The 11122-nt window shown below is 65.2% G+C and carries 11 protein-coding genes; 8 read left to right on the top strand and 3 right to left on the bottom strand.

What is annotated here, in order from left to right; translation table 11 throughout:
• Window positions 1-236: 236 nt before the first annotated feature.
• The gene (locus CK224_RS29865; protein ID WP_095784271.1) at window positions 237-836 is read right to left on the bottom strand and encodes a DUF922 domain-containing protein; all 600 of its coding nucleotides are present in this window, start codon (window positions 834-836) and stop codon (window positions 237-239) included.
• Window positions 837-1008: 172 nt separating this feature from the next.
• Between CK224_RS29865 and CK224_RS29860 the strand changes: the two genes are divergently transcribed.
• The 4 genes from CK224_RS29860 (at window position 1009) to CK224_RS29845 (ending at window position 3862) form a co-directional block, all read left to right on the top strand.
• Complete coding sequence (locus CK224_RS29860) at window positions 1009-1242, top strand: hypothetical protein (protein ID WP_067001193.1); 234 nt, start codon at window positions 1009-1011, stop codon at window positions 1240-1242.
• Between the two features lie 314 nt (window positions 1243-1556).
• Entirely contained in the window at window positions 1557-2651 is a 1095-nt protein-coding gene (locus CK224_RS29855) for an NAD(P)/FAD-dependent oxidoreductase (RefSeq protein WP_095784270.1), read from the top strand.
• A gap of 236 nt (window positions 2652-2887) precedes the next feature.
• Window positions 2888-3517, top strand: coding sequence for a glutathione S-transferase family protein (locus tag CK224_RS29850; protein ID WP_095784269.1), 630 nt, complete (start codon window positions 2888-2890; stop codon window positions 3515-3517).
• A 117-nt stretch (window positions 3518-3634) separates the two neighbouring features.
• Window positions 3635-3862, top strand: coding sequence for a hypothetical protein (locus CK224_RS29845; protein ID WP_095778240.1), 228 nt, complete (start codon window positions 3635-3637; stop codon window positions 3860-3862).
• Between the two features lie 58 nt (window positions 3863-3920).
• Here the strand turns inward: CK224_RS29845 and CK224_RS29840 are convergent, their stop codons facing one another.
• Both CK224_RS29840 and CK224_RS29835 read right to left on the bottom strand, forming a co-directional pair.
• Complete coding sequence (locus tag CK224_RS29840) at window positions 3921-4928, bottom strand: aldo/keto reductase (RefSeq protein WP_095784268.1); 1008 nt, start codon at window positions 4926-4928, stop codon at window positions 3921-3923.
• A 71-nt stretch (window positions 4929-4999) separates the two neighbouring features.
• Window positions 5000-5497 (bottom strand): GNAT family N-acetyltransferase, encoded by a 498-nt coding sequence (locus CK224_RS29835; RefSeq protein ID WP_095784267.1) that lies wholly within the window; start codon window positions 5495-5497, stop codon window positions 5000-5002.
• A 328-nt stretch (window positions 5498-5825) separates the two neighbouring features.
• Here CK224_RS29835 and CK224_RS29830 point away from each other — a divergent pair, with 328 nt between their 5' ends.
• From CK224_RS29830 to CK224_RS29815, 4 genes are all read left to right on the top strand, one after another.
• Entirely contained in the window at window positions 5826-6050 is a 225-nt protein-coding gene (locus CK224_RS29830; RefSeq protein WP_066998505.1) for a hypothetical protein, read from the top strand.
• A 239-nt stretch (window positions 6051-6289) separates the two neighbouring features.
• Window positions 6290-8779 carry a DNA ligase D gene (gene ligD / locus CK224_RS29825; RefSeq protein ID WP_095784266.1) on the top strand — a complete coding sequence of 830 codons (2490 nt, stop codon included), beginning with the start codon at window positions 6290-6292 and terminating at the stop codon, window positions 8777-8779.
• A gap of 284 nt (window positions 8780-9063) precedes the next feature.
• Window positions 9064-9975: a Ku protein gene (locus CK224_RS29820; protein WP_095778244.1), complete on the top strand. Its 912-nt coding sequence runs from the start codon at window positions 9064-9066 to the stop codon at window positions 9973-9975.
• 11 nt (window positions 9976-9986) lie between these two features.
• Window positions 9987-11099: a tetratricopeptide repeat protein gene (locus tag CK224_RS29815; RefSeq protein ID WP_095784265.1), complete on the top strand. Its 1113-nt coding sequence runs from the start codon at window positions 9987-9989 to the stop codon at window positions 11097-11099.
• Window positions 11100-11122 lie beyond the last annotated feature (23 nt).

Below are 11122 nucleotides of genomic sequence, written 5' to 3'. Positions count from 1 at the left end.
GGCTGCGCTTCATGTCCTGGTCCTCTCGATGGGCCAGAACGAACTTCAAACCGGATTAGATCAGAGGGGCAAGGTCATGTAGATTTCAACCTGGCCGAGGAAGAGCCGACAGTTCCCGTTTCCGCGCAGACGGGATTGGCAGCTGTCCCATTCGAGATGCGGTAATGCTGATAGCGGTGCTTCCGGTGTGGCCCTGCTGCCACCGCGGGAAGGGCGCAGCCGCTCCTTGGCCGTGTTCACCCGCCGATCAGAAACGCCGCAATCAGCTTCTGCAAGTTCCCGCCCGGCCCGAACTCAACCTTGTCGAAGTCGCGGCTGGCCCGGCGCTGCGCCTTGGAAAGCTGGTCGAGATAATTCGTCAGCTCCGCCCTGATCTTGGTGCAGCCGGGGTCGTCGGCAACGGTGAGGCCGGTGCTGAAGGCGACGATCTTGTCCACCATGTCGACGATGCCGGCGCCGTGGACCTTCTCGTGTGCGGCGAGGCCGGCGGCAAACGCGTCCCACCGCGCCTGCACGGCGGGGGCAAGTTTTGCGGCGGGCTTGGGCAACGTGTAGGTGATGATCAGCTTCGGGCGAGCGGTCTTCAGCACGCAGGCGCCGCCGTCAGTCTGATAATCGCGCTGCCAGGTCAGCTTGAAGTTGGTCTGCGCGATTGCCCGCCGCCCGTTGCCGGCCGAGTCCTTGCCGATCACAGGGCCTTTCTCGCCGATCGAGACATAGAGCGCCTCCACGCTTTGTCCTGAGATCGCATAGGTCTCGACCTTCTCGCTCGGCTTCCATTGGGCGAGGGCCGGTGAGGAGAGGAGCAGGGCGGAAAGCAGCAAGACGGATTTCATGAGGACTCGGCAGAATTCCGGGACGAGCCTCCGTGCATAGCGGTTGTCGGCGCAAGAGCAAAGCCGGCGCGGCGCTTTCTTCCGCAAGGCGGAGACAACGCGCCGGCGCCGTCGGAACCCGCTCCACCCGTCCGCCGTTTCCTTGTCATCGTTCTGCCCCAGGGAGACAAGGATGACCCGCAACGAGATCATTTCCGTTCTTGGCCCTGTCGACGAGGCCGTCATCGCCGACGTCGCGCTCACCGGCGCCAGCCTCGAGGAATTGCGCGAGGCCTTCGCCTGGATCGGCGCCGACGAGGCGCTGATGAACGAGGGTCGCGCGATGCCGGGCGCCAGGGTAGCGCGGCTGATCGAGATTCTCGAACCGCCCGAGGACGAGGCCGAAGCGCCGAGCGGGACGGAGTAGAGCGCGGTCCTGAATCTCGCCTCTCGACGGCCCTCGACGGGGAGATGGCCGCGAAGCCGCCTGAGAGGTCGTCTCACGCAGATCGCCGACGTTGTATTCCTCCGCGCAACGCGCCGGCACTTGACGCGCAGCGATCCCTCCGTCGCCTTCGGCGACATTTCCCGATAAGGAGCGAGATAAGACTCCGGCGCCTCGCTCGGCCATTCATCCGATTTCGCTCGGTGCACCCTGTCCCGCAAGTCCAGGTGATTCCCCTACTTGCTCCTCCGACACCTCGGGCATAGCTTCTTCCTGCCTTGGGGGAGGGAGCTGCCTTGGATACCAATGTCGTCATTGTCGGCGCGGGACCGGCGGGGCTGGCTGTCGGGGCCTGCCTGAAGCGGGCCGGAGTCGATTTCATCATCCTCGAAAAGGCGAGCGAGCTGGCGCCGGCCTGGCGACGGCATTACCGGCGGCTGCACCTGCACACGATGAAGTCCTTCTCGTCACTCCCTTTCGTGCCGTTCCCGAAAAGCCACCCTCGCTACGTTCCGCGTGAGAAAGTGGTTGCCTATCTCGATGCCTATGCCGCGCGTTTCAGCCTGGAGCCGCGCTTCGGCGTCACGGTGAAATCGATCCGCCGGGCGGGCGAAAAAATCGTGGTCGAGACCGATGCCGGTCCTTTCAACGCCCGCAAGATCGTCATCGCCACCGGCAATAACGCAGAGCCGATAACGCCGGCCTTTGCCGGCATCGAAACCTTCAAAGGAGAGGTGCTGCACAGCGCCGCCTACAGCGAGGCGGCGCCCTATACGGCCAGGAACGTGCTGGTCGTCGGCATGGGCAACACCGGCGCCGAGATCGCGCTCGACCTTGCCGAGAGCGGCGCGCATCCGACGATCTCGGTGCGCAGGGGCGTCCACATCGTGCCGCGCCAGCTCTTCGGCGTGCCGATCCAGATGGTTGGCATCGCCAGCCGGCCGATGCCGCGGGCGCTGAACGACTGGATGTTCCCGAAAATCCTCGACCTTGCGCTGGGCAGGCTGGAGAAATACGGCATCGTCAGGCCGAAGGAAGGGATCCTCAAGCAGATCGACGCCGGCCGCATTCCGGTCATCGATGTCGGCACCGTAGCGGCGATCAAGGCGGGCAGGATCGGCATTCTCCCCGATATCGTCAGCTTCACCGAGGACGGCGCAACATTCGCCGGCGGGCAGGAGCAAAACTTCGACGCCGTAATCTTCGCCACGGGCTACCGTCCTGGCTATGACGGCATCCTGCCGGCGGAGCTGCGGCCGGGGAAGAGTGGAGTGAATCCACGCGCGACGGCGCTGGGTGTCTACCTCGTCGGCTTCTACAATCCGGTCACCGGCCTGCTGCGCGAGATCGGCATCGAGGCGCAGGCGGTGGCGAGGGATATTGCGGGGTGAGGCGTGGCGGAACTGCCGATCTCCCCCCTTGAGGGGGAGATGGTCGGAAGACCAGAGGGGGTCGCAGCGCCTTACGCAGTCCGCCACGAACACGACGCTGACGATTTACGGGAGACGACCCCCTCTGTCGCCTTCGGCGACATCTCCCCCTCAAGGGAGGAGATCAAGGCGCATAAATCGGGTGGCGCCCGCGCACGCCCTATGCGAAGCCAGCCTGGCCAAGGAGGGACGCACCCATGCTCACGCTCTACGATTATCTGCCCTCGCAAAATGCCTGGAAGGTTCGTGTCCTGCTTGGCCTGCTCGGCATCGCTTATGAAACCCGGATCGTTTCTATCTTCGAGGGCGAGAGCCGTACGGAGGCCTTCCTGAAGCTCAATCCGGCCGGCGCCGTTCCCGTGCTCGCCGTGGAGAATGGTGCGGCGATCGCCGAATCCAACGCCATCCTCGCTTGCGTCGCGGAGGGGACGCCCTACCTGCCGGCGGACCGGCTCACGCGCGCCAAGGCCATGCAGTGGCTGTTCTTCGAGCAGTACTATGTCGAGCCGGTCATCGGCTCGCTGCGCTTCTGGTCGCTGACCGGGCGGCTGGAGCGCAATCAGGCGATGGTGGCCGGCAAGCGTGAGGCGGGCGCCCGCGCGCTTGGCGCTCTCGAGCGCGGCCTGCAGGACACGCCGTTCCTTGTCGGCGGCTCGCTCACCATCGCCGACATCGCCGTCTATGCCTACGGCCATCGCGCCGAGGATTGCGGCTTTTCGCTTGCCGACTATCCGGCGGTCAGCGCCTGGATCGATCGGGTGAGCGGGACGATCGGCTCAGGCTATCCCGTGCATCCCTACAGCATCGACCCGCATTCGGGCGGTTGAGCGCCGGAACAGAAGGCCCGGGGAGGGCGTTTGCCCAAGGCGGTGCGCCGGTTCCGTCGACGAACGGCGCCGGCAGCGCCGGCCTGTTTTCCAGCAAACCGACAATGGAGGCCAGGAATGGTTCGCACCATCGCTATCGCTATCCTCTCTACCGGCATTGCCAGCCTGCCTGCTGTCGCGGCCGAGGAATGGTGGGTCGCCAGGGACGCCGTTTCGAAACAGTGCGAGATCGTGCCGAAGAAGCCCGACGGAACGCTTGTCGTCGATCTGGGCAAGAAGAGATACGCCAGCGAGGCCGAGGCCAAGAAGGCGATGGCGGCGCTGGCGGATTGCAATAAGCAGTAGGATCGACCGAGCTGATCTCCCCCCTTGAGGGCCCCAGAGCGGGGAGATTACCTCACCCCTACCGATCCACCATCGACATCGTCCGCTCGTTATACCGCGGCCCCGATACCTTCTCAGGCGTCAGCGCCATGTCGAGCCCCAGCATCTCGGTGGCGTCGAGCTTGATGTCGGCGGCGGCGACATTCTCCTCCAGATAGGTCCGTCGCTTGGTGCCGGGGATCGGCACGATGTCGATGCCGAATTCCGGCCCCTTGGCCAGCAGCCAGGCGAGCGCCACCTGGCCGGGCTTGACCCCCTTGGCGACGGCGATCTCGCGGACCGTGGCGGCCGCGGCGACATTGGCGTCGAAATTCTCACCCTGGTAGCGCGGGTCGCCGCGCCGGAAATCGCCTTCGGGATAATCTTCCGCCCGCTTGACGTCGCCGGCGAGAAAACCGCGGCCGAGCGGTGCGAACGGCACCAGGCCGATGCCCAATTCCGCAAGCGCCGGGATGATCTCGGGCTCGAGGTTGCGCTCCCACAGCGAATATTCGCTCTGCAGCGCCGAGACCGGGTGCACGGCATGGGCGCGGCGAATGTTGGATATTCCCGCCTCCGACAGGCCGAAGAAGCGCACCTTGCCCTCCGCAACCAGCTCGCCGACTGCGCCCGCGACATCCTCCATCGGCACATCAGGATCGACGCGGTGCTGATAGAGCAGGTCGATGCGGTCGGTCGCGAGCCGCGTGAGCGAAGCCTCGACCACCTCGCGGATATGCTCCGGCCGGCTGTCGCGCCCGGTGCCATCCTGCTTGCCGTCGACGATGCGGAAGCCGAATTTTGTCGCGATCGTCACCTCGTCGCGCCGGCCCTTCAGCGCGCGTCCAAGCAGCTCCTCGTTGATGAAAGGCCCGTAGACCTCGGCCGTGTCGAGGAAGGTGCAGCCAAGCTCGATCGCCCGGTGGATCGTCGCGATCGACTCCGCCTCGTCGGCCGGGCCGTAGGATTGGCTCATGCCCATGCAGCCGAGGCCGATCGCCGAGACGACGAGCCCCTGGCTGCCGAGTTTCTGCTTGCCGAGGCTCATTCATCTGTCTCCGGTAAGAAATTAGCACCCGCGAAATTATAATGCCGGGAGGCGATGCGTCCAGCGCGGCCTCAAGCCATCGGCAGAAGTCGGCGCATGATCAGCGAGGCATGGCCGCCGACGCCATGCGCGGCCGGCCGGCGCTCGACCACCTCGAAGCCGTGCTTGCGGTAGAAGGCGATCGCCCGCTCATTGCCCTCGATCACCTCCAGCGCGATGCTTGGAATGCCGGCATGGGCTGCAAGCACCGCGTGCAAGAGGTCGACGGCGAGGCCGCTGCCGAACTCTTCCGGCTCGACATGCAGCCGGTCGAGCATGACATCGCCCCTCTCGTCCATCGCCGCCATCGCATAGCCGGCGATCGAGCCGTCGATCCGCTCGGCCACGAATGACATCTTGTTGTTGTCGGCGAGCTCTTCGGCGAGCTTGTCGGGCGCATGTTTTTCGTCGGAGAGCCGGGCCACGGTTTCCTCACCCATGATCGGCGAATAGGTCCGCCGCCAGGATCCTCCCAGCAGCCGCGAGACGGCTGGCAGATCGTTCTTCGTCATCGCCCGGATGTGGGACATGTTGCTTCCCTCGTTGCACTCCAAGATAGGGCGCGGCGCTCGCGACAGCCAATCTCCCCCTCGTTGTGGGGGAGATGCCGGCAGGGCAGAGGTTGGCGCTGTCCCGCCGGCGCATCGTAGTTTTTTGTTCGGAAATCCATAGCAGCAAAGCGGCGGCCCTTATTGGCTCAAACGCCTCGTTCCCTTGCGTGCCTCTCTGGTCTTAGCCTGCCGCCGTCTCCCCCGCTTGACGGGAGATTGGCGCTCCGGTCGCCCCGCCAAATTGACTCGCCCCCCGCTCTCATTCATCCTTAGAGACTGTTCAGCGCCAGCGTGTACAGAGTGAGCCATGGCCAGTCCCGTCGCCAGAGAAAATTCCCGCCGCGCCGCGGTGAAGAAGGCGCTCGACCGCCACAAGGTCTATGTCACCGCGCAGAGCTTTTCCGGCGGCACTTACAGCGCCCGTGTGCTGGTCGACGGTGAAGCCTATTGGGTCGACGAGTTCCGGCTCTCGCAGCTGCGGCAGGGTCTGACGCCGGCCGAGCTGGAATTGACGCCGGCGACCGACGATTGAGTGGAGTGCCTTCGTCATCCCAGGGCGGAGCAGGAGCGAAGCGACGTCGCGGAGACCCTGGGATCCATGCCGTGACGTGGACGCGTCACGACGGTCCAAGTTCTGCTCGGCTGCAGTCCGCGGTAAAGATCACCGCATGGATCCTCGGGTCAAGCCCGAGGATGACGACCGCGCGGGCTCGGGGGCGCGAAGGATCGCAGCCCTTGCCACTGTCGGCTACGCGCTTCGGCACCTAACCCATGCCGGCTCCCCAACTCAAAACCTACCGCGCCAAGCGCGAATTCTCCCGCACCCCAGAACCGGCGGGCGGCACGGCAGGCGAAGTCAGCAACCGCTTCGTTATCCACAAGCACCACGCCACCGCCGATCACTACGATCTGCGCCTCGAAGTCGGCGGCGTGCTGAAGAGCTGGGCGGTGCCGCGCGGCCCCTCGCTCAACCCGGCCGACAAGCGCCTCGCGGTCGAGACCGAGGATCACCCGATCGAATATATCGACTTCGAGGGCGTCATCCCCGAGGGCGAGTATGGCGGCGGGCCGATGATCGTCTGGGACACTGGCACCTGGGCGCCGATGGAGGATGTGGACAAAAGCCTGCGCACCGGCGCCTTCAAGTTCCGGCTCGCCGGCCAGAAGCTCAATGGCGGCTGGATGCTGACCCGGCTGAAGCCCAAGCCCGGCGAGGACGAGAACAAGAAGAATTGGCTGCTTTTCAAGGAGCGCGATCTCGCCTCCGACACCGAGCTCGACATTCTCGAAGCGCGGCCGGAAAGCGTCAAGTCGGGCCGGCGCATCGAGGAACTGGCCGCGCCGCCGAAAAAGCCGCAGCGCCTGCCGCCGAAATCTGGCTCGCTGAAACCCGGCGCGCTGCCCGGCGCGGTCAAGGCAGACCCGCCAAGCCGCATCGAGCCGCAGCTCGCCGCGCAGGTGAGCGAGCCGCCCGGCGGCGAGGACACCGGCACGCTCTGGCTGCATGAGATCAAGTTCGACGGCTACCGCACCATGGCGCATGTCGTGGACGGGAATGTGCGGCTGATCACCCGCGGCGGCCTCGACTGGACCAAGCGCTATGGCGATCTCCCGCAAGCCTTTTCGCGCCTGCCGGTCAGCCGGGCGATCATCGACGGCGAGATCATGGTGCTGGACGACAAGGGCATCTCGCGCTTCGCGCTGCTGCAGGACGCGCTGGCCCAGGGCGCCGGCTCGAAGCTGCATTTCTACGCCTTTGATCTCCTGCATCTCGATGGCTGGGACCTGCGCAGGGCGCCGCTGCAGAAGCGTAAGGCGCTGCTTGCCGAACTGCTCGCCGGCCAGGCGGCAAACTCCGCCATCCAGTACAGCGACCACGTCGAGGGCGATGGCCGCGGGCTTTACGACCAGGCATCGGACCTTGGGCTGGAAGGCGTCGTCTCCAAGCGCGCCGATGCCATCTACATGAGCGGCCGAACCAAGAGCTGGACCAAGGTCAAGGCGCAAAAGACGGATGATTTCGTCATCGCCGGCTACACCGTTTCCGACCGGGCGGAAGGGCTTGCGGCGCTGGGCATGGCCGAGTTCGTCGACGGCGAATTGCACTATCGCGGCAAGGTCGGCACCGGCTTCGACCGCGACATGGCGACCGACCTGCTGACCCGGCTGGAGCGACTGACCGTCGGCGCCACGCCACCCGAGGGCGTGCCGCGCGAGATCATGCGCGAGATGCATTGGGTGAAGCCGCTGCTGTCGGCACGCGTCCGCTATTCGAACCGCACCGCCGACAATGCGATCCGCCACGGCGTCTTCCGCGGCCTGCGCGATGTCGGCGGCCTGACCACGCCGGTTCCGCTCAAGCGCAAGCGGCTGATCGCCGAGTCCGACCTCGCCACCATCTGGGTCACCAATCCGGAGCGGCGGCTGTTCGGTAAGACCGGGCCGACCAAACTCGACATTGCCGTCTATTATGCGCTGGTCGGCGATTTCATGCTGCCGCACATCATCGGCCGCCCCGTGTCGCTGGTGCGCTGTCCGACGGGGCGGCCGCAGGACTGCTTCTTCCAGCGCCACGCCTTCACCGGCATGCCGCCTTCGGTGGCGGTGTTCGAGAGCATCAGTTCGGAAGGCGAGACCAAGACCTACCTCTCGGTCGAGGACGCCAAGGGCTATCTGGCGCTGGCGCAGTTCGGCGTCGTCGAGTTCCACACCTGGGGCACGCACCGCACCAAGCTCGACAGGCCCGACCAGATCGTCTTCGACCTCGACCCGGGCGAGGGGATTTCCTGGCGCGAGGTGGTCGAGGCGGCCGTCCACATCAAGGGCGGGTTGGAGAGCCTCGGCCTGGTGCCGTTTGCAAAGACCTCCGGCGGCAAGGGCATCCACATCACCGTGCCGGTGACGCGCAAGCAGAACTGGAAGAAACTGCACCAGGCCTCGAGCACCATTTCCACTTTGCTCGCGGCAAGCGCGCCCGACACTTTCGTCACAGTCATGGGCAAGGAAAACCGCAAGAAGCGCATTTTCATCGACTTCCACCGGAACGCCCGCGGCCACACCTCCGCCGCTCCCTATTCGCTGCGCGCCCGCACCAACCTGCCGGCCTCAACCCCGATGAGCTGGACCGATCTGGAGGCGATCGACGCGCCCGAGGATCTGAACTACGCCTCGCTGCCGGGACTGTTGGAGACCTCGGGCGATCCATGGGCGGAGATCGACGAGGCCGCCAGGGATTTGCCGTCCCATTTTTCGTCATCCTAGGGTGCGTCGCTTCGCTCCTTGCTAGACTTTCGCCCAGTCCCAAGCCCCAATCCATCTCCATCGACGCTTCCTACAATTTGAATTATCCTCCGCGCCAGCCGGTCCAAGAACACTTCGTCAGCAATTTGCATGTACCATCAAGGGTCGGTGTAGGATTTCCGGAGCGCCAACCGTCCTTCGGACGAAGCGCCGGGAGCATGATCGCGAAAAGTCGGACCGGTGTTCGGCTAAAATCATGCTTCCAAAAAAGTAACTGTCAGTGCATGGCCGCGTAGGAGTTCATCATGGCGCCCAGGGCAAGTTGGAAAGGTTACCTCAAGCTCAGCCTCGTCAGCTGTCCGGTCCGGCTTTATCCGGCCACCAGCGCGAGCGAGCGCATCTCGTTCAACCAGTTGCACAAGAAGACCCACAACCGCATCAACATGAAGCCGGTCGACCCCGAACTCGGCCTGGTCGAACGCTCGGACCTGGTCCGGGGCTACGAATATGAGGATAAGCAGTACATCATCATCGATGATGCCGACCTCGACGCGGTCCGGATCGAATCCAACCACACGATGAACATCGAGGCCTTCGTCGACGAGAATGAGGTCGACGTCATCTACCAGGACTCGCCCTATTACCTTGCCCCGGACGGCGCCATGGCCGAGGAGACCTTCGCGGTGCTGCGGGAAGCGATGCGCAAATCCGGCAAGCTGGCGATCGCCCGCCTGGTCCTTTCCAGCCGCGAGCGCGTGGTGACGATCGGCCCGCGCGAGAACGGCATGTTCGTCTGCACCTTGAGGAACCCCAACGAAGTGCGCGGCACGGCTGAATATTTCGGCAACATCCCGGCCGGCAAGCCGGATCCGGAAATGCTCGATCTCGCCCAGGCGCTGATCAAGCAGAAGGAAACTCATTTCGATCCGAAGAATTACGAGGATCGCTACGAAGTGGCGCTGATGGGGATGATCCGCGAGAAGCTCAAAGGCCACAAGCCGATCATCGCGGCGGCGCCCGAACGCGGCAATGTCATCAACCTGATGGATGCGCTGAAAGCGAGCCTGTCGCAGTCGGCCAAGCCGCCGGCCAAGTCGAAGAGCAAGGCCGAGGAGGCGCCGGCCAAGCCCGCCAAGAAGGCGGCCGCCGGCGGCGGCGCGCCTGAGAACCCGCTGAAAGCGAACCTGTTGAAAGCCGTCGGCAAGAGCAAGAAGTGACGGGAGGGCCGGTGATCCTCCCCGGCGCCGTGTTCGGCGCCGTCGGCCCGCTGGCCGCGTTTCCGCTCAGGCTCGCCGCGCGCGAGGTCGAGCGCCGCCATGCCGAGTTGAGGCGCGGCGTCACCCGTCGCACCACCCATGTCGTGTTCGGCCGCACGCTGCTGGCCAAGGCGGCCACGGCAAGAACGGGCGATGGCGACATCGAGCGCCGCGTGCAGGCCGAGCGCGAAGCCGGGCGCGAATTGGTCAGCGAAAACGGCTTCCTGCGCTTGCTCGGCTTGTTGAAGGCGCCTCAGGCGTCGTCGCTGTCCCGGCAGTCGCTGATCGACCAGTCGCGGCTTGCCGCCAGCGATCTCGACATGCTGTCGCTGTTCGACGCCTTCGAACATGACGGCGAACCCTATTCCTTCCGCGACCTGATCCTGGCCAGAAAATATGCCGGGTTGATCGCCAGCGGCGCGACGTGGGGCGCGATCGCGCGCTCGGTGCATCGCTCCGGTCCGGTCGCCTCGCTCACCGCCAAGTCGCTCAATCTCGGTTCGCAGCATGGCCGGCCGGACGCGATCTATCTCGACGAGGGCCGCAGCGAGCTCGACGGCCAGCTTCTCTTCGACCTCGGCTCACCGGAAGACGACACGCTCGAGGAGCTGTTCGCCGAGGCGGAAGCCGCGGAAGAGGAGGGGCGGCACGACGAGGCCGCAACGCTCTACCAGCGCTGCATGGCGATCGATCCGAAAGATGCCATCGCCGCCTTCAATCGCGCCAATTGCCTGCGCGGCGCCGGCCGCGCAGCGGAAGCCGCGCATGATTATGCCCGCGCGATAAAGCTCGATCCCGGCTTCGTGGAAGCCTGGTTCAACCTCGCCGGCTTGGTGGGCGACGAAGGCAAGGTCGCCTCGGCGCGGCGGCACCTGCAGAAGGCGATGGCGCTCGACAAGGCCTATGCCGACCCGGTGTTCAACCTGGCCCGGCTTGAGTTCGACGCCGGCAATCTGGCCGAAGCCCGCCGGCTGTGGGCGCGCTATCTGGAGCTCGACGCGGAGTCCGAATGGGCAGGACTGGCGCAGAAGGGGATCCAGTTCGTGGATTTGCACATGGCCGGTGAGCGAGATGTTCGCGCTTGAGACGGAGTGCGGCCTTGCCAGGA

Origin of the sequence: Mesorhizobium sp. WSM3862 (genome assembly GCF_002294985.1) — a bacterium.
In the GTDB taxonomy this organism is placed as follows: Bacteria; Pseudomonadota; Alphaproteobacteria; order Rhizobiales; family Rhizobiaceae; genus Mesorhizobium.
Note: the sequence above shows the minus strand (reverse complement) of the source record. Positions and strands in the feature narration are given on the sequence as shown.

Excerpts from the sequence above, each read along its gene's own strand:
- ligD (WP_095784266.1), top strand. The coding sequence starts at position 6,290 with ATGCCGGCTCCCCAACTCAAAACCTACCGCGCCAAGCGCGAATTCTCC.
- CK224_RS29850 (WP_095784269.1), top strand. The coding sequence starts at position 2,888 with ATGCTCACGCTCTACGATTATCTGCCCTCGCAAAATGCCTGGAAGGTT.
- CK224_RS29830 (WP_066998505.1), top strand. The coding sequence starts at position 5,826 with ATGGCCAGTCCCGTCGCCAGAGAAAATTCCCGCCGCGCCGCGGTGAAG.
- CK224_RS29860 (WP_067001193.1), top strand. The coding sequence starts at position 1,009 with ATGACCCGCAACGAGATCATTTCCGTTCTTGGCCCTGTCGACGAGGCC.
- CK224_RS29835 (WP_095784267.1), bottom strand. The coding sequence starts at position 5,497 with ATGTCCCACATCCGGGCGATGACGAAGAACGATCTGCCAGCCGTCTCG.
- CK224_RS29840 (WP_095784268.1), bottom strand. The coding sequence starts at position 4,928 with ATGAGCCTCGGCAAGCAGAAACTCGGCAGCCAGGGGCTCGTCGTCTCG.
- CK224_RS29845 (WP_095778240.1), top strand. The coding sequence starts at position 3,635 with ATGGTTCGCACCATCGCTATCGCTATCCTCTCTACCGGCATTGCCAGC.
- CK224_RS29820 (WP_095778244.1), top strand. The coding sequence starts at position 9,064 with ATGGCGCCCAGGGCAAGTTGGAAAGGTTACCTCAAGCTCAGCCTCGTC.
- CK224_RS29865 (WP_095784271.1), bottom strand. The coding sequence starts at position 836 with ATGAAATCCGTCTTGCTGCTTTCCGCCCTGCTCCTCTCCTCACCGGCC.